Origin of the sequence: Leifsonia sp. ZF2019 (assembly GCF_019924635.1) — a bacterium.
Lineage (GTDB): Bacteria > Actinomycetota > Actinomycetes > Actinomycetales > Microbacteriaceae > Leifsonia.
Window position 1 is genome coordinate 548,824 of record NZ_CP065037.1, and the last position, 26,341, is coordinate 575,164.

Here is a 26,341-nt window from a genome sequence, read left to right on the forward strand (position 1 = left end):
AGACCCCCTCCGGGTTCGGAAGTCGGCGGCCCGCGCTACCGTAGTCGCTGTTCGAGACCACTCAACAGCGGCGTTGTGGCGACGAGCCCGTCGGCGCTGTGCTTCACTGGGGACTCCGCGCCCCGCCGTCCCGGCACCTCACCAGCATCGCGACACTCAGGAACTCTCGTGACACTTCTCCGAATGGCATTCCGCTTCGGCCGGCCCTACTGGCGCTCGGCGCTCGCGGTCGTGCTCCTCCAACTGGTGGCGACCCTCGCCGCCCTCTACCTGCCGACCCTCAACAAGGACATCATCGACAAGGGCATCGTCAACGGCGACACGGATTTCATCTGGTCGACCGGCGGGATGATGCTCCTGGTCTGCTTCGTGCAGGTCATCGCGGCGATCGCCGCGACCTACTTCGGCGCCCGCGCGTCGATGTCGGTCGGCCGCGACATCCGCCGCTCCTTCTACCGCACGGTGGACTCCCTCCCGTCGCTCGACCTCGCCCGCTGGGGCATGCCGACGCTGATCACCCGCAACACGAACGACGTGCAGCAGGTGCAGATGCTCGTGCTGCTGACGCTGAACTTCATGGTGTCGACGCCGATCATGTGCATCGCGGGCATCATCCTCGCGGTGAACGTGGACGCCGGTCTCTCGTGGCTCATCTGGGTCTCGGTGGCCGTGCTGTTCGTGGTCGTCGGCGTCCTGGTCTGGCTGCTCCTCCCGCTGTTCCGTGAGATGCAGGAGCGCATCGACGGCGTCAACGGCGTCATCCGGGAGCAGATCGTCGGCATCCGCGTCATCCGCGCGTTCGTCCGCGAGCGGTTCGAGAGCGTGCGCTACGACGACGCGAACCTCGCGCTGACCCGGGTCTCCGTGCGCGTCGGCAACATCTTCGTGCTGATGTTCCCGGTCATCATGCTGATCCTCAACGCCGCCACCGCCGCCGTCCTGTGGTTCGGCGGCCACCGCGTGGACGCGGGCGACATCCAGATCGGCGCGCTCACCGCGTTCCTGCAGTACCTGCTGCAGATCCTGACCGCGGTGATGATGGGCGTGTTCATGGCCATGATGATCCCGCGCGCGATGGTGTGCGCCGAGCGCATCGACGAGGTGCTCAGCGCGACGCCGTCGCAGCAGAGCAGCGCAGGAGGCGCCCAGCTCCCCGCCGACGGCCGCGTCGAGGTCGAGGGCGTGACCTTCGGCTATCCGGGAGCCGAGAAGCCGGTGCTCAGCGATGTGTCGTTCACGGCGGAGCCCGGGAAGGTGACCGCGATCGTCGGTTCCACCGGCTCCGGCAAGTCGACGCTCGTGTCGGTGATCGCCAACCTGTTCACGCCGCAGAGTGGTCACGTGCGGATCGGCGGTGTCTCCGTCGACACCCTCAGCCGGCAGCAGCTGGCCGGTCAGCTGGGGCTCGTCCCGCAGCGTCCCTACCTGTTCTCGGGCACGGTCGCGACGAACCTCCGCTTCGGGCGACCGGACGCGACGGACGACGAGCTGTGGGAGGCGCTGCGCGTCGCCCAGGCCGAGGACTTCGTCCGGGCGAAGGAGCACGGCCTCGACGAGCGGATCTCCCAAGGCGGCACGAACGTCTCCGGCGGTCAGCGTCAGCGCCTCTGCATCGCGCGGGCGCTCGTCGCCCAGCCGAAGGTGTTCCTCTTCGACGACTCGTTCTCAGCGCTCGACGTCGCGACCGACGCGCGGCTGCGCGCCGCGCTCGCGGAGTCCACGGGCGACGCGACCGTGATCGTCGTCGCGCAGCGGGTGTCGACCATCCGCGAGGCCGACACGATCGTCGTGCTCGACGATGGCACGGTCGTCGCACGCGGCACCCACGACGAACTGCTGGAGACGAGCGACACGTACCGCGAGATCGTCGAGTCCCAGCTGAGCCTGGAGGTGGCCTGAGATGGCGCGCGACAAGCTGGCCAGACGGCCGAAGAAGCAGAGCACGGCCGACCGCGCGGCGCACGAGTCCGCCGTCGAGGCGACCCTCGAGGAGGTCGACTACGAGTACGAGCCGTCCGCCTCCGACGGCGATATGTTCGGCGACGCCCCGGCCCGCAAGGCCGAGAACTTCTGGCCGTCGTTCAAGCGCCTGTCTGGGTTCACGACATAGGTCTCAGTTGATAGGTCCCTGGTGAGTCGGGACATGCGTCACAGTCGGTGGCATGTCGAAGGCTCGGGTCGCCGTGATGAAGATCGTGTCCAAACAGCTCACCGTGACGGCGGCAGCTGCCGAGTACGGGTTCTCCCGCCGGCACCTGCATCGGCTGCTCGCACGCTACCGAGACGGCGGCCTGGACGCGGTCGAACCGCGCTCCCGAGCCCCGCACACCAGCCCGCAGCGAACCGCGGACGAAGTCCGGGAACGGATCCTGCAATTGCGAGCTGAGCTGATCGGGAACGGGTTGGATGCCGGCCCGGTCACCATCGCCTGGCACCTCGAACAGGAGAACCTGCAGGCTCCGTCGACCTCGACGATCCGCCGGACCCTCCACACCGCCGGGCTCATCACCCCGGAACCCCGGAAACGGCCCCGCTCCTCCTACCTCCGGTTTCAGGCCGCGCAACCGAACGAGACCTGGCAGTCCGACTTCACCCACTGGCGCCTGGCCGATGGCACCGATATCGAGATCCTGAACTGGCTGGACGACCACTCCCGCTACCTGCTCTCCTGCACCGCACACCGCCCGGTCACCGGCGACGACGTGGTCACCAGCTTCCTGACCGCGACCGAACGGCACGGCATCCCTGCCTCCACCCTGACCGATAACGGCAGGGTCTACACCGCCCGGTTCGGCGGCGGCCGCAACGCCTTCGAATACCTGCTCCCCCTGCTCGGCGTCACCCAGAAGAACGGCTCACCCAGCCACCCGCAAACTCAAGGCAAGATCGAACGCTTCCACCAAACCCTCAAACGCTGGCTCACCGCACGGCCCGCCGCCGACACCCTGACCGAGCTCCAGACTCAGCTCGACGCGTTCCGGGAGCACTACAACGAGCACCGCCCCCACCGCGCCCTGAACCGGCAGACACCCGGGCAAGCATTCCGCGCCACCCCGAAAGCGCTCCCCGCCCAGGCCCGCACCCCCGGCCACTACCGCATCCGCTACGACCTCGTCGGAACAGGCGGCAAAGTCAGCCTCCGCCGCGCCGGCCGAATGCACCACCTCGGCATCGGCTACCACCACCGCGGAACCCGCATCCTCGCCCTCGCCGACGACACCACCGTCACCGTCATCGCCCTGAACACCGGCGAAATCCTCTCCACCCACACCATCGACCCCACCCGCAGCTACTGGCGCAACAACGAGAAAACCCCCGGCCGATGGCCGAGGGCTTCTTCACGTGAGACCTAAGACGCGACTCAGGTGAGACCTATGTCGCGACTCAAGACACGTCGTTCAAGCGCCTGCTCGGACTCCTGAAGACCGAGTGGGTCGGGATGACCTGGGTCACGGTGCTCGTGGTCGTCTCGGTCGCCCTCGTGGTGATCGCGCCCCGCATCCTGGGCAACGCGACCGACGTCATCTTCCAGGGCTCCGTGGGCACCATCGACGCGAAGGGCACCCTGATCCCGGGCACCGGCATCGACTTCGTCGAGCTGGGCCGCCTGCTGATGATCGTCCTCGCCATGTACATCGTCGCCTCGCTGCTGCAGTGGTGGCAGGGCTACATCCTCAACGCCCTCGTGATGCGGGTGGTCTACGGGCTGCGCCGCGACATCGAGGACAAGCTCAACCGCATCCCGCTGCGCTACTTCGATGCCCGCCAGCGCGGCGACCTGATGTCGCGCGTGACGAACGACGTCGACAACATCCAGACCGCGCTGCAGCAGGCGTTCTCTCAACTGATCCAGTCCGTCCTGATGGTCGTCGGCATCGGGATCATGATGTTCATCGTGTCGTGGCAGCTCGCGCTGATCGCGCTCATCGCCATCCCGCTCTCGGGTGTGATCGCGGGTGTGATCGGCAGCCGCTCGCAGAAGCTCTTCAAACAGCAGTGGGCGTCGACGGGCAACCTGAACGGCCACATCGAGGAGTCGTACTCGGGTCTCGACCTCGTGCGCTCGTTCGGCCGCGACGGCGTGATGCTGGAGGAGTTCGACTCCCGCAACCAGAAGCTGTACCGCTCGATGGTCGGTGCGCAGTTCGTGTCGGGCATGATCATGCCGGCGATGAACTTCGTCTCCTACCTGTCGTACGTGCTGATCGCGGTCGTCGGGGCGCTGCGCGTGGTCTCCGGTCAGATGACCATCGGCGACGCGACGGCGTTCATCCAGTACTCGCGGGAGTTCTCGCAGCCGATCGGTCAGATCGCGGGCATGGCGAACATGCTGCAGTCCGGTGTCGCGTCGGCCGAGCGCACCTTCGAGTTCCTGGATGCGGAGGAGCAGTCACCCGACCACGAGACGCGGCATCTGCCCGCCCGTGCCGACGGCCGGGTGGAGCTCGAGGACGTCGAGTTCTCGTACGACCCCGCCGTGCCGCTCATTCGCGACCTCAGCCTCGCCGTGAAGCCGGGGCAGACCGTCGCGATCGTGGGGCCGACCGGTGCGGGCAAGACCACGCTGGTCAACCTCATCATGCGGTTCTACGAGCTGAACGGCGGCGCCATCCGCCTCGACGGCATCGACACGACCGAGCTGTCGCGCGCCGAACTGCGCGGCCAGGTCGGTATGGTGCTGCAGGACGCCTGGCTGTTCTCGGGCACCATCCGAGAGAACATCCGCTACGGCCGCCTCGACGCGACGGACGAGGAGGTCGTGGAGGTCGCCAAGGCCACCATGGTCGACCGGTTCGTGCGCCAGCTGCCCGACGGGTACGACACCGTCATCGAGGCCGACGGCGGCAACGTCTCGGCGGGCGAGCGGCAGCTGCTCACCATCGCGCGGGCGTTCATCGCGAACCCGTCGCTGCTCATCCTCGACGAGGCCACCTCGTCGGTGGACACGCGCACCGAGCTGCTCGTGCAGCACGCGATGGCGGCGCTGCGCACGGACCGCACCTCGTTCGTGATCGCGCACCGCCTGTCGACCATCCGGGATGCGCACACCATCCTGGTCATGGAGAACGGCAGCATCGTCGAGCAGGGCGACCACGCCACGCTCCTGGAGCGCCGCGGGGCCTACTACGACCTCTACATGACGCAGTTCCAGGGCGCCGCCGCCGAGGCCGACCCCGAGCCAGAACCGCAGCCCGCCGCCTAGCAGCGCCGAACACACGGAAAGTGCGCCGTCTCGTGATGAGACGGCGCACTTTCTGCGTACTCGGGCGGTCAGGCCACCGCGCCGATCGCGAAGCTGACGGACCCCTGCTCGTCGACCTGCGCGTCGAGCACCTTGTCGTCGAGGGCGTCGGCCGCCTGCGGCTCCAGGAAGATGCGGGCGCCTCCGGCGTCGACGACCTGGTCGGTGGGCTCGGGGGCCTCCGACACGGCCGCGGCGAAGGCGGTGTTGTCCGGGTTGCTGCTGCTGATGCGCAGCCCCGCCTCGTCGGCGGGCGCCTGGTCGGTGAGGGTCTTGACGATCGTGCTGGCGTTCTCAGTGAGGGTGAGCATGCGCTCTCCTTCCGTTCGATGGCTCCAGGAGCCAGCCACGTTCCCGCGCTCCACGGGACCACGCAACCCCGGTCGCCGCCATTGCCAGGAAACACTCACGAACCGCCGACGGCGTCCTCGGCGACCGGTCACCGGGCTCCGCAGAGTCGACCGCTGGCCCCCTCTTGCGGTACCGCTGCGGCCTGAGCCGAGGGGGCTGCGACGACTAGGCTCGACGGAGCGGTGACCGTCACCGCCGCGCCGACGCAGGCGTTGAGGGGGATCGCAGCATGAGAGTCAGCCGTCGTATCGTCGTGTCCGTCGTGGCCGGGGCAGCGGTCGCCGCCGCGATAGCAGCGCCCGTGATGCCCGCGGCGGCGTTCGACATCAAGCCGCCGGCCGTCGTCGGTTACATCGACAGCATCTCCGTCGGCTACGTTCAGTCGTCGCCGAAGCCGACGCTTCATGTGAAGGGGTGGGCGGGCGATCTCAACGACGGGTGGCAGAACGGTACCGGTACGGCCGCCATCGAACTCGTGGCGACGCCCGCTGGCGGTTCGCCGACCACGATCGGATGGGCGGAGCGCGAGGACTTCAACGTCGCGCGACCGGACGTACGTCGAGCGTATCCGCAGCTGGGGCCGAACCAGGGCTTCGACGTGCGCTGGGCGTCTGCCCCGAGTGTCGGCCCTCTGACGGTGTGTGCCCGTATGTGGAACCTCAATGCCGCGATGCCGCCCGGCGGGTCCGTCCAGGTGGGCTGCGCGAGCGTCACGGTCCCAGCCGCCCGCCCGTCCTACGCGAAGGCACCGACGTCCGCGACGGTCGGATCGCCGATTCAGGTCGACCCCGGGCAGACCGGCGGTACCGACTCGTTCTCCTGGCTCCGTTGGAACAGCGACGCACCGGACCCGTCCGGCTACGCTCAGCCGATCGCCGGGGCGAACTCCGCGACGTACACCCCGACTGTCAAAGACATCGGCGCGACACTGCAGGCGATCGTCACGACGCGCGCAGCGGGGCGCGCGACCATCGAGCAGCAGACGGACGACATCTTCGTCCAGTATCCCGACCACCGCGTCACGGTGACCTCGGGCGCTGATCGTTTCGACAGCTCCATCGCGATCTCGCGAGCGGCCTTCCCGGACGCGACCGCCGGTGCGCCGGTCGCTTATCTGGCCTCGGGCGTCGATTTCCCGGACGCGCTCTCGGCGGGTCCTGCCGCGGCAGCCGGTCACGGAACGCTGCTGCTCACCATGCCGGGCACGCTGGACCCGAGGATCGCCGCCGAACTGACGCGACTCCATCCGCCTCGCATCGTCGTCGTGGGCGGTCCCGCTGTCGTCGCGGACGGCGTGCTGGACTCGCTCAGGGCTCTCCCATTCGCTCCCGAGGTGACCCGGGTCTTCGGCTCCGACCGCTACGAGACGTCGCGCGCGGTGGTGCAGACGGCGTTCGGAGCTTCTGTTCCGCGTGTCTACCTCGCGACCGGGCGAGGCTTCGCCGACGCGCTCTCCGCCGGCGCTGCGGCCGCAGTGATGGGTGTGCCCGTCGTGCTGACAGATGGTTCCCTCGCGCGGGCCGACGAGGCGACCCGAAGCGCTCTGGCCTCCTGGAACACCACGAGCGTCTCGATCGCGGGCGGGCGCACGAGTGTGACCGATGGCGTCGCCGGTAGCCTCGGGACCGGTATCGACGTGACCCGCTTGGCGGGTGGGGATCGTTTCGAGACAGCTGCGGCGATCGCCGCGTCGATTCCCGCCTCTCGTACTGCGTTCCTGGCCAGCGGCTACGGCTTCCCCGACGCCCTCGGCGTCTCCGTCCTGGCGTCGAGCCTCCGTGGACCGCTCCTCCTCACCACAGGCAGGTGCATCCCCGTGAGCGAACTCCAATTCATGTTCGATCGCGGTGTCGACGACTTTCAGATCGTCGGCGGCGAGAACGTCCAGACGACGGAGGTGCGCTGGGCTCGTCCGTGCTGAGCCGGTGAGTCCGGCGGATCACCCGCCCAACGCCGCCACCAGCTCCCGGTTGAACGCAGGCAAATCGTCGGGCTTACGCGACGACACCAGGGTGAACGGCCCGTCGTCGACGACGACCTCCTCGTCCACCCATGTCGCACCGGCATTGCGGTAGTCCGTCTGGAGGCTCGGCCAGCTGGTGAGGCGCCGCCCGTCGACGACTCCCGCCTCCACCAGCACCCATCCGCCGTGGCAGATGACGGCGATCGGCTTGCCCGCTGCCGCGAACTGCTTCACCAGCTCGACGGCGCCAGGGAACGTCCGCACCTGGTCGCCGTTCGCCACGCCTCCCGGGAGCACGAGCCCCGCGAAATCGTCCGCCGACACGGCGTCGAGCGTCGCATCCACGCGGAACTTCTGCGCCGGGGTCAGGTGCTCGAAGGCCTGCACCTCGCCGGCATCCTTCGAGACCAGCCGCGGCACTCCGCCCGCCTCCGTCACCGCCTTCCATGGCTCCGTCAGCTCCGCCTGCTCGATGCCCTCCGGCCCCACCAGGAAGGCCACTGCACGTCCGTCCATCGTCATGATGTCTCCTTTCGTCGCCCCACACGTACGCCGGGAGCGCGGCAGAATGAACCCATGACGAGCATCCCCCAGGTTCCTCTCAACGACGGCGGCAGCATCCCGCAGCTCGGATTCGGCGTCTACAAGATCCCGGAGGCCGAGACGGCCGACGCGGTGGTCGCGGCGCTCGAGGCCGGCTACCGGCACATCGACACCGCCGCCTTCTACGAGAACGAGCGGGGCGTCGGCGAGGGGGTCCGCCGTTCGGGGCTCGATCGCACCGACGTCTACGTGACGACGAAGGTGTGGTGGACGGAGAACGGCTACGATTCGACGCTACGGTCCTTCGACGCGAGCCTGGACCGTCTGGGCTTCGACACGGTCGACCTCTTCCTCATCCACTGGCCGGCGCCGAAGCACGACAAGTACGTCGACTCCTGGCGCGCCCTCGAGCGCATCCGCCACGAGGGCCGTGCCCGTTCGATCGGCGTCGCCAACTTCCACACCCACCACCTCGAGCGCCTCGCCACCGAGACGGAGGTCGTCCCCGCGGTCAACCAGGTCGAGCTGCACCCGTGGCTGCCGCAGCGGGAGGTGCGCCGCTACGACGCCGAGCACGGCATCGCGACGGAGGCGTGGTCGCCGCTCGCGCGCGGACGCGTGCTCGGCGACCCGACGCTCGACGCGCTGGCCGCGAAGCACGGCGTCACCCCCGCCCAGGTGGTCATCCGCTGGCAGCTCCAGCTCGGCAACATCGTCATCCCGAAGTCGTCCACCCCCGCCCGCATCCGCGAGAACCTCGACGTCTTCGGCTTCGTGCTCGACGCCGACGACCTCGCGGCGATCGCCGGGCTCGAGACCGGGGAGCGAACAGGCAAGGACCCGGACGACCTGGGGTGAGTGTCGCTCGTCGACTCGTCGCGAGCGCGGTGCCACGGGACGAGCGCCGCTGCGCGCCGCGCAGCGGTGGTCCCGTACGCCGGCGTTCGCACCGGGGACGGCGCGGCTCGGCCCGCTCACTCGCCCGTCGGGTGCGCTCCGATCACGTCCAGCATCCAGGCGAGCGAGAACGCCCGTTCCCGCCAGGCCGAGTATCGGCCCGACACCCCGCCGTGGCCGGCGGCCATCTCGATCTTCAGGAGGGCGTCGGCGCCCGCGACGTCGCGCAGCTTCGCGACCCACTTCGCCGGCTCCACATACAGCACGCGGGTGTCGTTCAGGCTGGTCACCGCGAGGATGCGCGGGTACTGCGTCGCGCGCACGTTCTCGAGCGGCGAGTACGACTTCATGTAGGCGTAGACGTCTGCGTCGTGCAGCGGGTCGCCCCACTCGTCCCACTCGATCACGGTGAGCGGGAGCGACGGGTCGAGGATGCTCGTCAGCGGGTCGACGAACGGCACCTCCGCCAGCACGCCGGCGAAGTACTTCGGCGCGAGGTTGGCGATCGCGCCCATGAGCAGGCCACCCGCGCTTCCGCCCTGGGCGACGAGGCGGGCGGGGGAGGTCCAGCCCTCGTCGATGAGGTGGCGCGCGCTCTCGACGAAGTCGGTGAAGGTGTTCTTCTTGTGGAGCTTCTTGCCGTTCTCGTACCAGAGCCGGCCGAGCTCGCCTCCGCCTCGCACGTGCGCGATCGCGAACACCACGCCGCGGTCGAGCAGGCTGAGGCGGGGGATGCCGAACGATGGGTCCATGCTCGCCTCGTACGACCCGTACCCGTAGAGAACGAGGGGAGCGGGCTCGCCTGGGGTGACCAGGTCTTTCCGGTAGACCAGGGAGATCGGGATGCGCGTTCCGTCGGCGGCCGTCGCCCACTCGCGCTTCTGCTCGAACAGCTCCGGGTCGAACTCGCCGAGCACGGGCTGGCGCTTGCGCAGGGTCAGCTCGCGCGTGCGCACGTCGTAGTCGTAGACGCTCGACGGGGTGACGAAGCTGCCGTAGCCGAGCCGGAGCGACGGCTGCGTCCACTCCGGGTTGCCGCCGACTCCGACCGTGAACAGCTCCTCGTCGAAGTGCAGCTCGTGGAGGGTGTCGTCGTCGGACCGCCCCTCCTCGGGGATGCAGGCGACGGCAACGCGGGTGAGCCCCTCGCGACGGTACTCGACGGCCACGAAGTCGCGGAACGCGTCGACCCCCTCGATGCGGATGCCGGGGTCGTGGGCCAGGATCGTCTTCCGCGGTCCCTGCGGATCCTCGGCGGAGACGCTCACCAGCTCGAAGTCGACCGCCTGGTCGTTGTGCACGATGAGGAGGCGGTCGCGACCGTTCACGACCGCGTGCTCCACGTCGTATTCGACGCCGTCCTTGCGCGGCCACACGACGGTGAACTCCCCGGCCGGGTCGTCGGTGCGCAGCAGCCAGGTCTCGCTCGTGATGTTGGAGCCCGCCTCGATGACGAGGAACCGGCGGCTGCGGGTCATGCCGACACCGATCCAGAACCGCTCGTCCGGCTCGTGGAAGACCTGCGCGTCCTCCTCGCCGTCCGGGCCCTGGCCGACTCGGTGCCGCCAGACCGTGTCCGGTCGCCAGGCGTCGTCGACGGTCGTGTAGAAGACGTACTCGCCGGTCTGGTCGAAGAGCGCTCCCGCACCGGTTCCCTCGATCTCGTCGGGGAAGACGGTGCCCTCGTCGACGAGGGAGCGCACCCGCAGTGTGTAGCGCTCGTCGCCCTCCGTGTCGACGCCGTAGAGCAGGCGCGTGCCATCGGCGCTCACGTCGAAGCTGCCGAGCGCATAGAAGTCGTGGCCCTCCGCCTCCACGTTGTCGTCGAGGAGGATCTGCTCGCCCGGGAGGCCGGAGGCCTGCGCCGCGTCATCGAGCGCGGGCGGCTCCCAGTCGTCGGGGGAGGCGATCGGAGCGCGGCAATGGATGCCGTACTGCTGCCCCTCCACCGTGCGGGTGTAGTACCACCAATCGCCCTCACGCACGGGAACGCTCAAGTCGGTCTCGCGCGTGCGCCGTTTGATCTCCTCGAAGATCTGCTCCCGGAGCAGGGCGAGATGATCGGTGCGCGCGTTCGTGTACGCGTTCTCCTCGTGGAGGTGCGCGAGGACGGCCGGATCGTCCTTGTCGCGCAACCACTCGTACTCGTCGACGTAGACGTCTCCGTGGTGGACGCGTTCGGTCGGCTTCTTCGCGGTGGTCGGCGGGGTGAGCATGGATTCAGGCTACTGTGCCGCCGCGGAGCGCGGCAGCGAGCCCGACGAGTCGACGGTGCACCTCGTCGGCGTCGAAGGGAGGGCGCAGGCTCGCGCGCGCACGTCGGATGGCGAGGTCCACGCGTTCGTCGTCGTCCGTCTCCTCGACCCGTTCCGCGACTGCCGGTCCGAGTCCGCACGCCGCTTCGACACAATCGATCGGCTGGATGCCCTTCGCGCCCAGCCGCCGTCGCGCGCGGTGCGCGGGTGCGAGCTCCTCCACCCGCCGGAGGGCCGAGCGGAAGGCCGCCTCGTCCTCCTCCGCGTCGTGGGCGGACCGGTCGGCGCCGACCAGGGCGGCCAGCGCGGCCAGCAAGTCCGACAGACGGCGCCGCAGCACGTCGGACGAGCGCACGGGGAGGACGAACCAGGCTGCGCCGATGCCGAGCAGGGCGCCGACGACGATCGCGGCGACGCGCTCGGCGAGCAGGCCGGCCTCTCCGGCGGCCGGGCCGGCGCCGGCGACGTGCTGCAGCAGGGTGAGAATGATGGTGACCGCGAGCGCCCAGTACGCGTAGCTGTACGCGCGCAGCCAGGTTCCGGCGAAGAGCGTGACGAAGACGAGGAGGGTCGTGGTCCTCACGTCCAGGGTCGGCAGCGACAGCAGGAGCAGGGCGATCACCGTCCCTCCCACGGCGCCCGTCACCCGCAGGCCGCTCTTGTGCAGCACATCCCCGCGCCCGCGGTTGCCGGCGTTCACGATGTACGCGGTGAGCACGATCCACATCGCGTGCGACGGGAAGAGCAGCCAGCCGGTCACGAAGGCCGCTGCCAGCGCCGTCGCCATCTGCACCGCCATCCGGGTGCTCGCGGGCAGGCGCCGCGACGGAGGACCGGATCGCGCCTCCGAGGGGCGGGATGTCGGACGCGTGGCGCGAGGCGGGTGAGCCGTCCCGTGCTGTGAGCGCCCCAGCCACGGCCGCATCAGGAGCTCCCGCGCCGCGGTCACCCAGAGCGTCGCAACGGCTCCCGCGCCCGCTGCCAGCAGGGCGGCCGGCCACCACGGCGTCCCCGGCGCCTCCGGAGCGGCGGGGACCACGAGCATGGCCGTCAACGGCAGGGCGATCAGCGCGCCCACACGTGCGCCGAGCGGTCCGAACCGGCGCAGCCAGATGGGGACGCTCATCCCGGCGATGAAGAGCACGGCGCCCAGCGGAGGAACATCGACGAGCAGCCAGCCGACACCGGCGGCGGCCATTCCGACGAGCGGCAGCGCCGCCGCGGAGCGGACGAACTCGCGCCGCCCCGCGAGATCGCGCCGGGCGAGACTGAGGGCGACAACGGTGGCGAGCACGGCCGGCTGGGTCGCCGCGGCCGGTCCCGCGATCGCGTTCACGGCCAGCCACACCGTGGCGCAGGCTCCCGCCGCCGCGGCCACGGTGACGAGGGCCGCGAGGCCGATACGCACGTGCTTCACGCGCATCATCGTCTCACTGCCCGCCGCCGCCCGGGACGCTTCGCCGCCACCGCAACGCCGGGCCGATGCCGAGTAGGGTGGGCGCGTGAACGACACGTGGTGGCAGTCAGCGGTGGTGTACCAGGTCTATCCGCGGAGCTTCGCGGACAGCGACGGCGACGGCATCGGCGACCTGCGCGGCGTCATCCAGCACCTCGACCACCTCCAAGCGCTCGGGGTCGACGTGGTCTGGCTGTCGCCGATCTACGCCTCCCCGCACGATGACAACGGCTACGACATCAGCGACTATCAGCGCATCGATCCGCTCTTCGGCACCCTCGACGACTTCGACGAGCTGCTGGCCGGGATGCACGAGCGCGGGATCAAGCTCGTGATGGATCTCGTCGTCAACCACACGTCGGACGAGCACCCCTGGTTCGTGGAGTCGGCGTCGAGCCGCGACAACCCCAAGCGCGACTGGTACTGGTGGAGGCCGCCGCGGGACGGTGCGCAGCCGGGGGAGCACGGCGCGGAGCCGACCAACTGGGGCTCGTTCTTCTCCGGCTCGGCCTGGCAGCTCGACGAGCAGACCGGCGAGTACTACCTCCACCTGTTCTCCCGCAAGCAGCCGGACCTCAACTGGGAGAATCCGGAGGTGCGCGACGCGGTCTACGCGATGATGAACTGGTGGCTGGATCGCGGCGTCGACGGGTTCCGGATGGACGTGGTCAACTTCCTCTCCAAGGACACCGCGCTCCCCGACGGCGTCGTCCCCACCGGCGGTCTCTACGGAGACGCGTATCCGTTCTTCGCCCAGGGGCCGCGCATCCATGAGTTCCTGCACGAGATGCACGAGCGGGTGTTCGCGGGGCGCGACGACCGCTACCTGACCGTGGGTGAGATGCCGGGGGTCGATATCGCCGAGGCGCGCCGCTTCACCGACCCCGCCCGAGGCGAGCTCGACATGGTGTTCCAGTTCGAGCACGTCGACCTCGACCATGGTCCCGGCGGCAAGTGGGACCACCGCGGCGCCTCCGTCCTCGAGCTGAAGCGCAACCTCGCGCAGTGGCAGGAGGGTCTGGCCGAGGTCGGCTGGAACAGCCTCTACTGGAACAACCACGACCAGCCGCGCGTCGTCAGCCGGTTCGGAGACGACGGTGAGCACCGCGTCGCGTCGGCCAAGGCTCTCGGGACGGTGCTGCACCTGCTCCGCGGCACGCCCTACGTCTATCAGGGCGAGGAACTCGGGATGACGAACGTGCCGTTCGACACCATCGACGACTTCCGCGACATCGAGACGCTCAACCACTACGCCGAGGCCGTCGACCTGCTCGGCGAGCCCGCCGACGAGGTGCTCGCCGCCCTGCGGCGCACGAGCAGGGACAACGCGCGCACGCCGATGCAGTGGACCGCGGGCCCGAACGCGGGGTTCACGACCGGCGAGCCGTGGATCGCCCCCAACCCGAACTTCACCGAGATCAACGCGGAGGCCGCGCGTTCCGACGACGACTCCGTCTTCGCGCACTACCGGGCGCTCATCGACCTCCGTCACCGCTCCCGTGCGGTCGCCGTCGGCGGGTTCGAGCTGGTGCTGCCGGACCACGAGCAGATCTTCGCGTACGAGCGGTCGACGGCGGACGAGTCGCTGCTCGTGCTGGTGAACCTGACCGGTGACGTGGCGCACTACGACGACACCGCGCTTCCCGGGTGGGGCGACGCCCGGGTGGTGCTGTCGTCCGGCGGCACCTCGGCCCCGGCCGGGCTGACGGGGTCGCTGCGGCCGTGGGAGGCCGTCGTCCTGCAGCGCTGACCCCGGCCGGAGCCCGCGCCCGTGCGCGCCGCCCCGCCGGGGTGTGGGATGGTCGGCGAGTCGCGGGAGGCCGTCATGGGCGATTTCGTGGCGCGGGCAGAGGTGACGATCGCGGCGCCGAGGGGTGCCGTCTGGCAGGTGCTGACGTCGAACGGCGCGCATCCCGAGATCCTGTTCGGTACCGAGGTGCGCTCGGACTGGAGGCTCGGTTCGCCGATCACCTGGACCGGCGAGTGGCAGGGCCGGTCGTTCGCGGACCACGGCCGGGTGATCGAGCTGGAGGACCGCGACGAGCCCTGGCGCATCGTGCTGACTCACTTCCTGGTGTGAGCATCAGCAGGCTCAGGCAGCTTCTTCAGCTCCTGGAGCTCTGCCCAGTGCTGTTCGAGTCCGACTCGTGTTGGGCTGACGCCCTGAGTGACAAGCGCCGGCGAGTGGTCATGACCCGGTTTCCCGAAACTGCAGCTGAGGAGTCGTGGCTCGTTGAAGGTGTCTGTTCTCGACCCCTAGCGGGGTGTCCCACCTGAGCGATCCGTGCCGGCGTCGGCGGAGCGTGTCGCGATGGGTGACCTGGAGACCACGAATCGACGCCCGCCGCGCTACCGGCTGCTGATCGGCGTCGACGACTCGGTGTTCCGCACGTCGCTCAGCCTGCGTGGTCCCGCCAGCTGGCGAGCACTTCGGCAGCCGGGCGGCTCGCGATGTCTGCGCGCACCGCGGCGAGAAGGCTGTTCGCCTCCTCCGCCCCGCCGGCGTCCATCCTGTGCAGCTCATGCGAGCCGTCCCGCAGCACGAGGTCGAAGTCGCCCGTGTGCTCCGCCGTCCCGTCGAAGAGGGCGGAGACGATGCCGCCGAGCGCGCCGAGCAGGCGGTCCGTTCGTCCCTGACGGCGTGGCTCGAGCGTCGCGGTGAGCATCGGGGGAGCGCCGAGCGGATCAGCCGTTGTTGACCTGGATCTGCCCGTTCGCCGCCGCATTCGCGAAGAGGACGAGGACGAGGATCAGCCAGAGCACGGTGACGACGACGGCGACGAACCCGATGACGATGCCTGCGATCGCGAGTCCGCGCCCGCGCTCACCCGTCCGCCGGATCTGCGACAGGGCGATGAAGCCCAGGATGATGCCCAGCAGAGAGACGAAGAAGGAGCCGACAAAGCCCACGATCGCGAGGACGTTCCAGCGCTCGGAGCCAGGTGCGGTCGCAGGCTGGACAGGTTGGTACGGTGCGGACATGGGGAACCTCTCCTCGAGTGTGTAGGGCTCACTTTGTCAGATGGCCGGCGCCCCCGGAAACCCGAATCCGGGGGCGCCGTTGAGCCGCTACGGGGGGAGGCGGCTGCTGCAAGTCTTCGGGTGTCCCACAGACGCCGCCCCGGCTCGCCTCCAGCGTGGCGCCCCCGAGTGGGGCCGTCGCGGCGATCGGGGTGGACCAGGGGGTGAATCCGGGGGTGAAATCTTCACCGATCGGGGGCGCCGGTGGCGAGAAGGTGCAGTGGCGGCGTGCTTACAATCGGGCGTGGGAGGCGAGAGTTCCGGAACGGGTGTGCGCCCCCAGCTGCCAGGAGCCGTGCGCGCAGCCGACGAACTCCTCGAGCTGGTGCAACGGGGCGCGACCCGCATACCGCCGCTCCTGCTCCAGCACGTCGCACTTCTCGATCCCGCTTCGATCCCACGCTCGCGCGGCTCTGTCAGCCGGCGCATGACGGCTGCCGTCATCATCGCGTCGACGCGGCTCGGGCGCCTGGACGACGCGGTCGAGCAGGCGCGACGCGAACTGCGCTCGGTGGGTGCCGTGCTGGAGGAACGCGATGTCGAGAGCGCCGAGGCCGTGCTGTGGTCGGCCATCGCCGAAGCATTCGCCTCGGCCGGCTGGTCACGCGAGGGGGCATCGTCCGCGTTGCGAGCCCTGGATGTCGCGGATCGAGAAGCCGATGCGTGGATCGTCCACCGTGGCCGTGCCCTCCTGGCCGTCTGCCGTGCGATGAACGGCGAATACGACGGCGCCGAGCGGGCGATCCGCGAGGGCGGGACGGTGGCGGATCTGACCGGCGCAGGCGCAGAGTCGACGTTCAACGACTACCCGTTCTTCCTTGCCGCGATCCTGGTCGCGTCAGCCGCGTTCGACAGCGCCCGGCTGCGGACGCTCTCGGAGCGGGTGCGCTCGATCGACCCGGAGGACGAGACGATGGAGGTCACCGCTCGTGCGGCGGAGGCGATGGCCCTCCTGGTCGACGGTCGCCTCGACCAGGCCGCCGCGGCCGTGGCGACGATCACCCACGGCACGGCCGGCGACCAGAGGCAGCACATGGTCCGGGGGTTCGCCCTCGGGATGCAGGCCGACATCCTCCTCGCGCGTGGCGATCCGCGTCGAGCGCTGCGACTGCTGGAGGGCGTCCCGTCCACCGGAAGCCACTCCCTGTGTTTCGACATGCAGCGCGCCTCGGCACACCTCCAGCTCGGTCAGGAGCGGGAGGCGCTCGCGGCGACGGCGGGCTGTATCCGGCTGGGTGCCGAGCACTGCCTGCGCACCCTGCCGCCCCTCCTTCTCCGCCGGGCCATCGCGCTGGAGCGGCTCGGACACGAAGCGCGCGCGGATGCGTCGTTCGCGGAGGCGTTCCACCACATCCTGTCGTCCGGCTCGGCGACGCCCCTCCTGACGCTGCCGCACGCCGAGACGCTGAGGCTGCTGCACCGGCTGAGGGAGGCGAACCCCGACCTGGCTCCGCAGGCCGCTGAGATCGCGTCGCGGGTCGAGGCCGTGCCGCGCGATCCGGCGGAGCCGCCGTCGATGCCGAGGCTGTCGCCGCGGGAACAGGTTCTCGCCGATCGGCTGCGCTCCGGCGCCACGCTCACGCAGATCGCCCAGGACGGCCATGTGTCGATCAACACGATCAAGTCACAGGCGCGCAGCCTGTATGCGAAGCTCGGCGTCTCGGGCCGCGACGAGGCGGTGTCGCTTCTGGAGCGGCGAGGCTACTTCTGAGGCCGCATCCGGAGGGAGTCTTCGACGGAGGGCATGGCGTGACGGCGGTTCCGTCGCACGTCTCCAGGAACCGAAAGCAACCCCTATCCGGCAGGAGCCCGGGACTGCTGAGCGTTGAGGTGACAGTTTCGGTTAGGCCGCGAGGGCCAGGTTCCGGTTCATGATGGTCTCGAACTCGATCGGCGTCGAACGGCCGAGGCGGGCTTGCCTGCGACGCCGGTGGTAGGTCCGTTCGATCCAGGTGATGATCGCGATGCGCAGTTCTTGCGCGGATCGCGGGGCGGCCGCCCGGTCGGGCTCGACGTCGCCGACTACAAGAACCGTAACGTGATCGAGCACCGCTACTGCCACCTCGCACAAGGGCAGGGCCTTGCCACCCGGTACGACAGGCACGCCGTCATCTATCGCGCCGCGGTCGTCCTCAACGCCGTCATCGCCTGGACCAAGACAGTGTCAGACACGCCCTAGTCGCCCAGCGCCTCGCGCAGGAACAGGTCGAGGAACAGGTCGAAAGCGGCGACCGTCGCGGTGCGGTCGTCACTGAGCAGGAAGCCGAACTGGAGTCCCGCGGCCGTGTCCACGAGCCCGTGCGCCAGGACGCCGGATCGGCGCGTGTCGACGCCCTGCTTTCGCAGCCACGCGCGAACGGTGTCGCGCCACTCGCTGAAGGCGGTACCGATCCGGGTGCCGAGGTCGGGGTCGATCGGCTCGAGCACCCCGGCCTCGAACTGCAGGCGCAGTCCGGTGCGGTTGCTCTCGCGGAGCGAGTGACGGAACGCCTGGCGGTACCAGTCGCGCAATTGCGTCCGATCGAATGACACGATGTCGAAGCCGACCTGCGACTCGTTCTGCTGTCGCACACCCTCCTCGAGGATGGCGTCGATCATCTCCTGCCGGGAGCCGAAGTGGTAGACGAACGAATAGGTGCTGACGCCCAGCGCGGTGGCCAGGCTGCGGAAGGTCATGCGGGACAGCGGCTCGGTGGCCACATGCTCCATGATGCGGCTCAGCAGCTCCGGCTTGCGCGTCGGATCAGGTGTGCGTCCCACGCGCTAACGATAACGGAGGTTTCTTCACTTGTGGGAGGGGCAAAACCCGCCGTGGATCAGCCGCGTCCACCGCCCGGGCCACCTCCGCCGCCCGGGCCGCCGCCCTGGCCGCCGCCTTGCCCCGTGCCCGGCTGGGTGGGGTTCGTCGGCGTGCTCGGCTTCGGCGCGGGTGCCGAGTACAGGTACTTCGACGGCGGGGTCGGGAAGGCACCGCCGCCGTAGGCCGCGTTGAGGGCGGCCACGATCGGCTTGACGATCGAGAACTTGACGTTGCCGCCGCCCACGCCTTGGAACCGCTGGCTGCGGAGCGCGACGGCGCCCTCCACGTTGCCCACCCAGGTCGCCTGCGCCGTCTTCGTGGTGGAGGTGACCAGCCAGTTCTCGAGCGAGTCGTCCGTGGTGCCGGTCTTGCCGAAGATCGGCACTCCGTCGCCGGGATTGGCGGAGGACGCGGTGCCGCCGCCGCGCAGCACGCCCTGCAGGGCGTAGATGGCCGCCGCCGCGACGCCCGGGTCGATCGGCGTGGTGGAGCACTGGGTCTTGGGCACGGCGTGCTCGCCGCCGTCGGCGTCGACGATCTTGTCGATGGCGACCGGGCTGCAGGCGACGCCGTTGTTGGCGATGCCGGCGTACGCGGTGGCCATGGTCAAGGGGGCGATGTAGTTCGTGCCGAGCACCGACGAGGGGTTCGACATGAAGGGGTTGATCGACTCATCGGCGCCGTGGACCAGGAGGTCCTGTGCGCGTTGCTTGATGCCGCACAGGTCGAGCTGCGTCGCCATCTTGGCGAAGATCGTGTTGATCGACTGCGCCGTCGCGTTCATCACCGTCGTGCTGCCGACCGACTCGCCCTCGTCGTTCGCGACGTTCCACGGGGCACCGCCGATGTCGTTGCACGGGTCGCTCGCGTGGAAGGAGCTCTGTGGGAACGTGTGCTGCGTTCCGCTGACTGTCTGGTAGAGCGAGTGGCCCTCCTGCAGCCACTCGAGCAGGTCGAACGCCTTGTAGGAGGATCCGGTCTGGAAGCCCTGTGAGCCTCCGTAGTCGCTGTCCGTGTTGTAGTTGACGGCCGTGGTCCCGGGCGCCGGCTGCGCGGTGTTGTCGTACGGTCTGTTCTGCACCATCGTGATGACACGGCCGGTGCCGACTTCGACAGAGACATTGGACGCGCCGAGGTCGAGGTTGGGGCTCGTCGGCGGGATGTACGCGCTGAGCGCCGACTGCGCCGAGTTCTGCAGGTCGAGGTTGAGCGTCGTGTAGATCTTCAGGCCACCGCGGGTCAGGAAGCTGGTGCGGTCGTCGTCCGTCTTGCCGAAGGTCGGGTTCTGCTCGATGGTGCGCTCGACGTAGTCGCAGAAGAATGCGGCGTTGTACTGCTGCGCCGTCATGCAGCCGTTCTGCACCGGGGTGATCTTGGGCTCCACCGGCGTCGCGCGAGCCGCGTCGTGCTCCGCCTGGGTGATCTTGCCGTTGACGAGCATCCTGTCGAGCACGTAGTTGCGGCGGTCGAGGGTCTCTTTGTACCCGTTGGCCGCGCCGTTCTCTTTGCTGTCCGGCTGGTCGATGCGCAGGTTGTCCGGGTTGTTCAGGATGGCGATGAGTGTCGCCGCCTGCTGCAGGTTGACGTCTTTCGCAGAGACCCCGAAGTAGTAGGAGGCCGCCGACTGCACCCCGTAGACCCGACCGCCGAAGAGCGCGATGTTCAGGTAGCTCTGCAGGATGTCGTTCTTCGAGTACTCCTTCTCGAGGCCGATCGAGTACCGCATCTCTTTGAGCTTGCGCGCCGGGTCGACCTCGGTGGCGTCGTTGTAGCACGACCGGTACGCGGCCAGCTGCTTCTTCTGCACTTCGGCGCTCGCGGTCAGGTCGGGCTGTTTGCTCTCGCAGCGCTGCACCAGGATGTTCTTCACGTACTGCTGCGTGATGGACGACCCGCCCTGCACCGACTTGTGCAGTGCCGTGAGCACCGCACCGCGCAGGGTGCCGGTCACGTCGATGCCGCCGTGCTCGTAGAAGCGGGGGTCCTCCGTGGCGATCGCGGCGTCCTTCAGGTTCTGCGAGATCGCATCCCAGCCCACCTCGACGCGGTTCTGGGAGTAGAAGGTCGCGATCGGGACCTCCTGGCCGTTGGAGCTCGCGTACATCGTCGAGGCCTGCGCGAGCGGCTCGACCTTGATGTATTCGGGGAGGCCGTCGAAGACGCCGATGGTCGAGTCGGCGGCCGAGCCGGTCAGGGCGACGGCAGGGGTCACCGCGGCCGCGGCGAGGACCCCGGCGATGCCGCTCAGCGCGACGAATCCGACGAGCGCAGGCGCCCACTTCCATCTTCTGCGAGTCGTCGAGGCCATGCGCGTCATGATACGCGCGGGATATGGCCGGCTCCCCGGGGCGACGCTCAGTTTGGGGAGAGTCGCGACCGAAACGTCAGGTGTGGAGGGATCCGTGCCGGGCTGATCAGGCTGCACCGCGCAGCTTGTCGCAGAGCGCGGCGAGCGTCTCCAGCTCGTCGGGGTCGAGGCGGCCGCCGACGCGGCTGGTGATGGTCTGCATGTGCTCGACGGCCACGCTCCGGAACATCTCGAACCCGGTGTCGGTGAGCTTGATTAGGGTGCCGCGCGCATCCACGGGATCCGGGCATTTGGCGACGAGGCCGCGCGCCACGAGCCGGTCGACGAGCCGGCTGACGCTCGGCTGCGTGAGCAGCACGTGCTTGTTGAGGTCGCGCAGCCGCAACCGGCGGTCGGGCTGGCGCGACAGATTGAAGAGCACGTCGTACTCGTTGAACGAGATGTCCTTCGTCGGGAACTCGGCCGCGAGGGATCGCATCACCGCGACCTGGGCCCGGAACAGGGATTCCCACGCCGCGACGGCGGTGACGCGATGACGGGCGGGAGAGGTCCCCGTGGCGCTGCTGCTCATGACGCCTGCCTCCTGGTTCTAACGCGTCTCAATGCATTCGCATCTTCTCATCATCCGCCGACAGAACCATCCGTGCCAGCACGGGAGGGAGGGGGAGGGGCGGGGAGACAGATTGAGGGCCGGCCGCAGAGGCTAGCGGCCGGCCCTCTCCCTTGCACCAAGAGTGTCCTGCAATCACATTCCGCGATGGCTGCCACAGCAAACAACCATTGCTCTTGAACCATATAACGAAGAGGTAACGGAATCTAGTTATCAAGTCGTTATTTTTGCTGCGAGTTTTCTATGAGCGCCCGACGGAACTCTCACGGTCGGTCTGCCCCCGGTCAGGGGACGCTCGCCGAAGGTGCAGCAGCGGGCGCGCGCGGCCCTCTCCGTCGAGCTCCGAGCGGCCCGTCTGGACGAACCCCTTGGCGGCGTAGAAGGTGCGTCCGCTCCGGTTGTCCTCGTTGACGTCGACGCGGAGGATCGGGTGCTCGGCGGCGATCGTCTCGAGGAGGGCTGTGCCGATGCCTGAACCGTGCGCGACGGGGTCGACGAAGAGCATGTGGATCTCGCCGTCGTCTTGAGCGATGAAGCCGAGCGGTGCCGCGCTGGGCGCCGAGACCGCCACTCGGAGGTCGGTCATCTGCGGGAGATAGCCCGCGACCATTCCCTCGTACCAGTCCACCTCCTCGGCCGTGAGGAAGTCGTGGGTCGCCTCCACCGCCCGTCGCCAGATGGCCAGCAGGTCGGCATGGTCGTCGGGGGAGGCGGGGCGGATCTCGACAGTCACGCGCTCCACGATAGCGGCCTGTCGCGCCACCCTGTCCCGCGTTCGCGGTACCCGCCGTAGGTGGGAACGATGGCCGGGGAGCGGCGACTCCCCGGCCATCGAGAAACCTTCAGTCGTTCCATGCGGAACCTGTGTCAACAGTCACCGAGGGTCGAATCAGATGATATCGCGTGCCCGGCGTGCGGCCGCCGGGCGGCGGGGGCTCAGAACAGATCGGGGGAGGGAGCGCTCGCGTGGCGGATGGAGACATCCGCGTGGCGGTCGAAGCGGTAGCCGACGCCACGGACGGTGCGCACGATGTCCTCGTAGCGGGCCAGCTTGGCGCGCAGACGGCGCACGTGCACGTCGATGGTGCGCTCGTTCGGCACGTCCTCCTCGTCCGCACCGCTCCACAGCGACGAGATGAGCTCGGCGCGATCGATGGTGCGGCCCTCACGCAGCACGAGGTACTGCAGCAGCTCGAACTCCTTGTAGGTGAGTGCGACGGTCTGGTTGTCCAGGATGAGGCGCTTGCGGGAGATGTCGACGACGACGCCGGAGGCGGCGCGGTCCTCGTCCTCGTCGATCGCGGCCGTGTGGCGGTGCTTCGCGATCGCGGACGGGTCCTGCAGGGCGAGGCGCACGACGTCCACATCACGGCCGCCGGCGCCGGCCGGGGCGATGGCGACGGCGGCATAGGTCTCCGCGGCCGGGGCGAGCTCGGCGGTGAGGGCCTTCAGTGCCTCCACGATACGACCGAGGTCGGTTCCGGCAGCGGCGGCCTTGGCCTCGTCGATGCCGACGTAGAGCACGAAGCCGCGGGCCTCGGTGCCGTCCGGCACCGCACGGATCTTCGGGGCCGGGGCGGGGGTGGGCGCGGCAGCGGTGGGGCGGAGGGCGGTGGGGGGGAAGGTGTCGACGGTGGCGAGAGACATGGGAGTCAAGTCCTTAGATGATGTCGCGTTCCCTGTTGTCCACCGTCGCCGCGGGACGGTCGTCCCGAATGGATGAGTGCGGAGAGCGGTGCGGGGAATCGCACAAGAAAATGTGTTGGCCGTATCGGTGACGGCTGGTGCGCGGGAGCGTGCGTGTGGCGCTCCCGGGGAGCTTCCGCCCGATCACGAGGGGGTGGTCGGAGGGCGGTCGGCTCGGCGAAGGGTCGTCAGATCAGCGACACATTCGGCAACACATGACCGAGTCGCGGCCGGCCATCATCATGCCGGCATCCCCAAGGGCCTCGAAGGAGGTCAGGGTACGCGAGTTGTCAGTCATGGTGGTAGTAAAGCGAACCATGACTCGCGGTGTCAAATCATTACGGAATATTGCAGGCGTTCACACAGTGCCGTAGAGGCGGTCTCCGGCGTCGCCGAGACCGGGGACGATGTAGCCGTTCTCGTTGAGGCGCTCGTCCAGCGCACCCAGCACGATCGTCACGTTGCGTCCGGCGGTCGCCTTCTCCAGTGCCTCCAGGCCCTCGGGGGCGGCGAGGATGCAGATGGCGGTGACGTCGACGGCGTTGCGCTTGAAGAGGAAGTCGATGGCCGCGCCGAGCGAGCCTCCGGTCGCCAGCATCGGGTCGAGCACGAAGCACTGCCGGTCGGAGAGGTCGTGCGGAAGACGCTCCGCGTACGTGGTCGGCTGGAACGTCTCCTCGTCGCGGGCCATGCCGAGGAACCCGACCTCTGCGGTCGGCATGAGCCGGACCATGCCCTCCAGCATCCCGAGTCCGGCGCGCAGGATGGGGACGACGAGCGGGCGCGGCTCGCTGATCGCGACACCGGTCGTCGTGGTGACCGGGGTCTCGATCCCGATCGGCTCGACGCGCACCGCACGGGTCGCCTCGTACGCGAGCAGGGTGACGAGCTCCTCGGTGAGCGCGCGGAACACGGGCGACGGCGTCGTCTTGTCGCGGAGCACGGTGAGCTTGTGGGTGATGAGGGGGTGGTCAGCTACGTGCACTCGCATAGGCTCAAGGCTAGCCGACATCCCGCCTGGAGGAGCCTGTGTCCCTGTCCGTCCCCGCCGACTACGAGCAGTGGATGCGGCGCGCCGTCGCCGACGCCCGCCTCGCCTTCGGCACCGGGGACGTCCCGGTCGCGGCGCTGGTGCTCGACGAACGCGGCGAGGTGATCGGCACCGGCCGCAACGAGCGCGAGCTGCACCACGATCCGACCGCGCACGCGGAGGTGCTCGCCCTGCGTGCGGCGGCGGCCTCCCGCGACGACTGGCACCTCGACGGCTGCACGCTCGTCGTCACGCTGGAGCCGTGCGTGATGTGCGCGGGCGCTGTCCTCGCGGCGCGCGTCCCGACCGTCGTGTTCGGCGCGTGGGACGAGAAGGCCGGAGCCGTGGGATCCGTCTACGACGTGCTGCGCGACCGCCGGCTCAACCATCGCGTCGAGGTGTTCGCCGGGGTGCTGGCGGAGGAGTGCGCCGAGCTGCTGCTCGACTTCTTCCGCGCGAAGCGCTGAGGCCGCTCCCGGCCGTGGCCGCTCAGCGGGGCAGCTGCTCCAGCCACTCCGAGAACGCCGCGCGGGAGGCCTCCTGCATCCGCGCCGAGTACAGCTCGCGGTCGCGCCGGAGCGCTTCGGGGTCGATCGCCTGCTCGTCCAGCTCGTTGTATCCGTCGGACACCCAGGTCTCGTGCATCTCGTCCGTGACCTCGGGGTGGAACTGCACGGCCAGCGCGAAGTCGCCGATCGCGAACGCCTCGTTGGAGTAGTCGCTCGACGAGGCCAGCCGGGTCGCCCGCTCGGGCAGTTCGAACGTGTCGCCGTGCCACTCGACGACCGGCACACCCTCGAAGTGGCGGAGGGGAGAGGCGGCACCGGCCTCCGTCGTCTCCACGCGGCGGTAACCGATCTGCGTGGTGTCGCCCTTGTAGACCCGCTCCCCGAGCGCGCCCGCCATGAGCTGGGCGCCCAGGCAGACCCCGAGGGTCGGCCGCTCCGCCTCGATCCGGTCGCGCAGGAGCGACTTCTCCGCCTCCAGGAACGGGAACTCGTCGGTCTGGTAGGCGCCCATCTCGCCGCCGAGCACGACGACCAGATCGGCCTCCGCCGGGTCGATCGCGGCGACGTCGTCCGGGCTGGTCACCTCGACGATGCGCAGCGCGTAGCCGTGCTCCTCGAGGGTCGGGCCGATGTTGCCGAGATGGATGGTGGGGTCGTGCTGCAGGACGAGCGCGGTACGGGTGGGGGTGCCGGTCACTCCAGTCCCTTCAGGATGATGGTGTCGGTGGCGGGGTGCTTCTCGTTCGGGTCGATCCAGACGTCCGGCTCGATGTAGATGACGCGGGCCGCGGGCACGGCGGCACGGATGCGGCGCTCGACGGTGTCGATCGCCGCCGAGACGTCGGCGAGACGCTGCTCGCCCGGGAGCGCGAGCTTGGCGGCGACCATCAGCTCGTCCGGGCCGAGGTACAGCGTCTTCATGTGGATGATCCGCTCGACCTCGCCGCCGCCGAGGATCGCGCCCTCGATCGCAGCGACGTCCGCGTCGCTCGCACCCTCGCCGACGAGGAGGCTCTTGGTCTCGATGCCGAGGATGATCGCCACGACGATGAGCAGCAGGCCGATGAAGAGGGTGCCGATCGCATCCCACACGCCGTTGCCCGTGATGACCGTGAGGCCGACACCGAGGAGGGCGAACACCAGGCCCGTGAGCGCCGCCACATCCTCCAGCAGCACCACGGGAAGCTCGGGGGCCTTCGCGCGGCGCACGAACTGCGGCCACGACATCCCCTTCTTGTGCGGGCGGGACTCGTGGACGGCCGTGCGGAGGGAGAAGGACTCCAGACCGATCGCGATGGCCAGCACGAGCACCGGAAGCCACCAGTTGTCGAGCGGGTGCGGGTGCGCCAGCTTCTCGAAGCCCTCGTAGAGCGAGAACACGCCGCCGACCGAGAACAGGATGATCGACACGACGAAGGCGTAGACGTAGCGTTCGCGGCCGTAGCCGAACGGGTGCTCCTTGTCCGCCTGACGCTTCGCCTGGCGTCCGCCGAGCAGGAGCAGCAGCTGGTTGCCGGAGTCGGCGAGCGAGTGGACGCCCTCGGCGAGCATCGAGGAGGAGCCGGAGAAGAACCAGGCGATGAATTTCGTCAGCGCGATCCCGAGGTTCGCCGAGAACGCGGCGATGATCGCCCTGGTGCCTCCTGATGCGCTCATGCCCTCATCCTAGG

The 26,341-nt window shown here is 69.3% G+C and carries 24 protein-coding genes and 2 pseudogenes; 11 read left to right on the forward strand and 15 right to left on the reverse strand.

Annotation, left to right across the window (positions count from 1 at the left end):
- Window positions 1–168: 168 nt before the first annotated feature.
- From IT072_RS02730 to IT072_RS02745, 4 genes are all read left to right on the forward strand, one after another.
- On the forward strand, window positions 169–1,899 hold the full coding sequence (locus IT072_RS02730; RefSeq protein WP_442786784.1) for an ABC transporter ATP-binding protein: 1,731 nt from the start codon (window positions 169–171) through the stop codon (window positions 1,897–1,899).
- A 1-nt stretch (window position 1,900) separates the two neighbouring features.
- Complete coding sequence (locus IT072_RS02735) at window positions 1,901–2,110, forward strand: hypothetical protein (protein WP_223359269.1); 210 nt, start codon at window positions 1,901–1,903, stop codon at window positions 2,108–2,110.
- Window positions 2,111–2,162: 52 nt separating this feature from the next.
- The gene (locus tag IT072_RS02740) at window positions 2,163–3,353 is read left to right on the forward strand and encodes an IS481 family transposase (RefSeq protein ID WP_223357653.1); all 1,191 of its coding nucleotides are present in this window, start codon (window positions 2,163–2,165) and stop codon (window positions 3,351–3,353) included.
- A gap of 86 nt (window positions 3,354–3,439) precedes the next feature.
- Window positions 3,440–5,203, forward strand: a complete 1,764-nt coding sequence (locus IT072_RS02745; protein ID WP_223359270.1) for an ABC transporter ATP-binding protein — start codon at window positions 3,440–3,442, stop codon at window positions 5,201–5,203.
- A gap of 68 nt (window positions 5,204–5,271) precedes the next feature.
- On the opposite strand, the gene IT072_RS02750 is transcribed toward IT072_RS02745, so the two are convergent.
- Window positions 5,272–5,553, reverse strand: coding sequence for a Fe-S cluster assembly protein HesB (locus tag IT072_RS02750; protein ID WP_223359271.1), 282 nt, complete (start codon window positions 5,551–5,553; stop codon window positions 5,272–5,274).
- Window positions 5,554–5,822: 269 nt separating this feature from the next.
- On the opposite strand from IT072_RS02750, the gene IT072_RS02755 reads away from it, so the two are divergent.
- On the forward strand, window positions 5,823–7,514 hold the full coding sequence (locus IT072_RS02755) for a cell wall-binding repeat-containing protein (RefSeq protein ID WP_223359272.1): 1,692 nt from the start codon (window positions 5,823–5,825) through the stop codon (window positions 7,512–7,514).
- A gap of 18 nt (window positions 7,515–7,532) precedes the next feature.
- Here IT072_RS02755 and IT072_RS02760 read toward each other — a convergent pair whose 3' ends face one another.
- Window positions 7,533–8,078, reverse strand: coding sequence for a type 1 glutamine amidotransferase domain-containing protein (locus IT072_RS02760; RefSeq protein ID WP_223359273.1), 546 nt, complete (start codon window positions 8,076–8,078; stop codon window positions 7,533–7,535).
- Between the two features lie 54 nt (window positions 8,079–8,132).
- Here IT072_RS02760 and IT072_RS02765 point away from each other — a divergent pair, with 54 nt between their 5' ends.
- Window positions 8,133–8,957, forward strand: coding sequence for an aldo/keto reductase (locus IT072_RS02765; protein WP_223359274.1), 825 nt, complete (start codon window positions 8,133–8,135; stop codon window positions 8,955–8,957).
- Window positions 8,958–9,073: 116 nt separating this feature from the next.
- Here IT072_RS02765 and IT072_RS02770 read toward each other — a convergent pair whose 3' ends face one another.
- Together IT072_RS02770 and IT072_RS02775 are read right to left on the reverse strand one after the other, a co-directional pair.
- A complete protein-coding gene (locus IT072_RS02770; RefSeq protein WP_223359275.1) occupies window positions 9,074–11,212 on the reverse strand; it encodes a S9 family peptidase in 2,139 nt (712 codons plus the stop codon).
- A gap of 4 nt (window positions 11,213–11,216) precedes the next feature.
- The gene (locus tag IT072_RS02775) at window positions 11,217–12,668 is read right to left on the reverse strand and encodes an FUSC family protein (protein WP_223359276.1); all 1,452 of its coding nucleotides are present in this window, start codon (window positions 12,666–12,668) and stop codon (window positions 11,217–11,219) included.
- An 85-nt stretch (window positions 12,669–12,753) separates the two neighbouring features.
- On the opposite strand from IT072_RS02775, the gene IT072_RS02780 reads away from it, so the two are divergent.
- Both IT072_RS02780 and IT072_RS02785 read left to right on the forward strand, forming a co-directional pair.
- Window positions 12,754–14,457 carry an alpha-glucosidase gene (locus tag IT072_RS02780; RefSeq protein ID WP_223359278.1) on the forward strand — a complete coding sequence of 568 codons (1,704 nt, stop codon included), beginning with the start codon at window positions 12,754–12,756 and terminating at the stop codon, window positions 14,455–14,457.
- A gap of 48 nt (window positions 14,458–14,505) precedes the next feature.
- Window positions 14,506–14,787 (forward strand): SRPBCC domain-containing protein, encoded by a 282-nt coding sequence (locus tag IT072_RS02785; protein WP_223359280.1) that lies wholly within the window; start codon window positions 14,506–14,508, stop codon window positions 14,785–14,787.
- A gap of 316 nt (window positions 14,788–15,103) precedes the next feature.
- Here the strand turns inward: IT072_RS02785 and IT072_RS02790 are convergent, their stop codons facing one another.
- Both IT072_RS02790 and IT072_RS02795 read right to left on the reverse strand, forming a co-directional pair.
- The gene (locus IT072_RS02790) at window positions 15,104–15,373 is read right to left on the reverse strand and encodes a hypothetical protein (protein ID WP_223359282.1); all 270 of its coding nucleotides are present in this window, start codon (window positions 15,371–15,373) and stop codon (window positions 15,104–15,106) included.
- A gap of 19 nt (window positions 15,374–15,392) precedes the next feature.
- Window positions 15,393–15,689: a DUF4190 domain-containing protein gene (locus tag IT072_RS02795; protein ID WP_223359284.1), complete on the reverse strand. Its 297-nt coding sequence runs from the start codon at window positions 15,687–15,689 to the stop codon at window positions 15,393–15,395.
- Window positions 15,690–15,972: 283 nt separating this feature from the next.
- Here IT072_RS02795 and IT072_RS02800 point away from each other — a divergent pair, with 283 nt between their 5' ends.
- Window positions 15,973–17,439, forward strand: a complete 1,467-nt coding sequence (locus IT072_RS02800; RefSeq protein WP_223359286.1) for a helix-turn-helix transcriptional regulator — start codon at window positions 15,973–15,975, stop codon at window positions 17,437–17,439.
- A 132-nt stretch (window positions 17,440–17,571) separates the two neighbouring features.
- Here the strand turns inward: IT072_RS02800 and IT072_RS02805 are convergent.
- Window positions 17,572–17,706: pseudogene (locus IT072_RS02805) on the reverse strand (IS3 family transposase); the annotation flags it as partial.
- On the opposite strand from IT072_RS02805, the pseudogene IT072_RS02810 reads away from it, so the two are divergent.
- Window positions 17,707–17,907: pseudogene (locus IT072_RS02810) on the forward strand (IS5/IS1182 family transposase); the annotation flags it as partial.
- Here the strand turns inward: IT072_RS02810 and IT072_RS02815 are convergent.
- The 6 genes from IT072_RS02815 to upp all read right to left on the reverse strand — a co-directional run bounded on the left by IT072_RS02815 (window position 17,904) and on the right by upp (window position 24,123).
- Window positions 17,904–18,488 (reverse strand): TetR/AcrR family transcriptional regulator, encoded by a 585-nt coding sequence (locus tag IT072_RS02815; protein ID WP_223359288.1) that lies wholly within the window; start codon window positions 18,486–18,488, stop codon window positions 17,904–17,906. The pseudogene IT072_RS02810 and the gene IT072_RS02815 overlap by 4 nt on opposite strands.
- Before the next feature lie 56 nt (window positions 18,489–18,544).
- Window positions 18,545–20,836, reverse strand: a complete 2,292-nt coding sequence (locus IT072_RS02820) for a transglycosylase domain-containing protein (RefSeq protein WP_223359290.1) — start codon at window positions 20,834–20,836, stop codon at window positions 18,545–18,547.
- Between the two features lie 106 nt (window positions 20,837–20,942).
- Entirely contained in the window at window positions 20,943–21,407 is a 465-nt protein-coding gene (locus tag IT072_RS02825) for a MarR family winged helix-turn-helix transcriptional regulator (protein ID WP_223359292.1), read from the reverse strand.
- A gap of 280 nt (window positions 21,408–21,687) precedes the next feature.
- Entirely contained in the window at window positions 21,688–22,179 is a 492-nt protein-coding gene (locus IT072_RS02830) for an acetyltransferase (RefSeq protein ID WP_223359293.1), read from the reverse strand.
- Window positions 22,180–22,382: 203 nt separating this feature from the next.
- Window positions 22,383–23,093 carry a winged helix-turn-helix domain-containing protein gene (locus IT072_RS02835; protein WP_223359294.1) on the reverse strand — a complete coding sequence of 237 codons (711 nt, stop codon included), beginning with the start codon at window positions 23,091–23,093 and terminating at the stop codon, window positions 22,383–22,385.
- 397 nt (window positions 23,094–23,490) lie between these two features.
- Window positions 23,491–24,123, reverse strand: coding sequence for a uracil phosphoribosyltransferase (gene upp, locus IT072_RS02840; protein WP_223359295.1), 633 nt, complete (start codon window positions 24,121–24,123; stop codon window positions 23,491–23,493).
- 38 nt (window positions 24,124–24,161) lie between these two features.
- On the opposite strand from upp, the gene tadA reads away from it, so the two are divergent.
- Window positions 24,162–24,629 carry a tRNA adenosine(34) deaminase TadA gene (gene tadA / locus IT072_RS02845; protein WP_223359296.1) on the forward strand — a complete coding sequence of 156 codons (468 nt, stop codon included), beginning with the start codon at window positions 24,162–24,164 and terminating at the stop codon, window positions 24,627–24,629.
- Between the two features lie 22 nt (window positions 24,630–24,651).
- On the opposite strand, the gene IT072_RS02850 is transcribed toward tadA, so the two are convergent.
- Window positions 24,652–25,368, reverse strand: coding sequence for a glutamine amidotransferase-related protein (locus tag IT072_RS02850; protein WP_223359298.1), 717 nt, complete (start codon window positions 25,366–25,368; stop codon window positions 24,652–24,654).
- Window positions 25,365–26,327 carry a cation diffusion facilitator family transporter gene (locus tag IT072_RS02855; protein WP_223359300.1) on the reverse strand — a complete coding sequence of 321 codons (963 nt, stop codon included), beginning with the start codon at window positions 26,325–26,327 and terminating at the stop codon, window positions 25,365–25,367. The genes IT072_RS02850 and IT072_RS02855 overlap by 4 nt, the downstream gene beginning before the upstream one ends.
- Window positions 26,328–26,341 lie beyond the last annotated feature (14 nt).

Bases quoted from the DNA above. Each gene is read 5' to 3' on its own strand.
- IT072_RS02820 (WP_223359290.1), bottom strand. From the start codon at position 20,836: ATGGCCTCGACGACTCGCAGAAGATGGAAGTGGGCGCCTGCGCTCGTC.
- IT072_RS02855 (WP_223359300.1), bottom strand. From the start codon at position 26,327: ATGAGCGCATCAGGAGGCACCAGGGCGATCATCGCCGCGTTCTCGGCG.
- IT072_RS02825 (WP_223359292.1), bottom strand. From the start codon at position 21,407: ATGAGCAGCAGCGCCACGGGGACCTCTCCCGCCCGTCATCGCGTCACC.
- IT072_RS02770 (WP_223359275.1), bottom strand. From the start codon at position 11,212: ATGCTCACCCCGCCGACCACCGCGAAGAAGCCGACCGAACGCGTCCAC.
- IT072_RS02795 (WP_223359284.1), bottom strand. From the start codon at position 15,689: ATGTCCGCACCGTACCAACCTGTCCAGCCTGCGACCGCACCTGGCTCC.
- IT072_RS02765 (WP_223359274.1), top strand. From the start codon at position 8,133: ATGACGAGCATCCCCCAGGTTCCTCTCAACGACGGCGGCAGCATCCCG.
- IT072_RS02740 (WP_223357653.1), top strand. From the start codon at position 2,163: ATGTCGAAGGCTCGGGTCGCCGTGATGAAGATCGTGTCCAAACAGCTC.
- IT072_RS02760 (WP_223359273.1), bottom strand. From the start codon at position 8,078: ATGACGATGGACGGACGTGCAGTGGCCTTCCTGGTGGGGCCGGAGGGC.
- IT072_RS02745 (WP_223359270.1), top strand. From the start codon at position 3,440: ATGACCTGGGTCACGGTGCTCGTGGTCGTCTCGGTCGCCCTCGTGGTG.
- IT072_RS02750 (WP_223359271.1), bottom strand. From the start codon at position 5,553: ATGCTCACCCTCACTGAGAACGCCAGCACGATCGTCAAGACCCTCACC.
- IT072_RS02735 (WP_223359269.1), top strand. From the start codon at position 1,901: ATGGCGCGCGACAAGCTGGCCAGACGGCCGAAGAAGCAGAGCACGGCC.
- upp (WP_223359295.1), bottom strand. From the start codon at position 24,123: ATGCGAGTGCACGTAGCTGACCACCCCCTCATCACCCACAAGCTCACC.
- IT072_RS02785 (WP_223359280.1), top strand. From the start codon at position 14,506: ATGGTCGGCGAGTCGCGGGAGGCCGTCATGGGCGATTTCGTGGCGCGG.
- IT072_RS02790 (WP_223359282.1), bottom strand. From the start codon at position 15,373: ATGCTCACCGCGACGCTCGAGCCACGCCGTCAGGGACGAACGGACCGC.
- IT072_RS02835 (WP_223359294.1), bottom strand. From the start codon at position 23,093: ATGTCTCTCGCCACCGTCGACACCTTCCCCCCCACCGCCCTCCGCCCC.
- IT072_RS02755 (WP_223359272.1), top strand. From the start codon at position 5,823: ATGAGAGTCAGCCGTCGTATCGTCGTGTCCGTCGTGGCCGGGGCAGCG.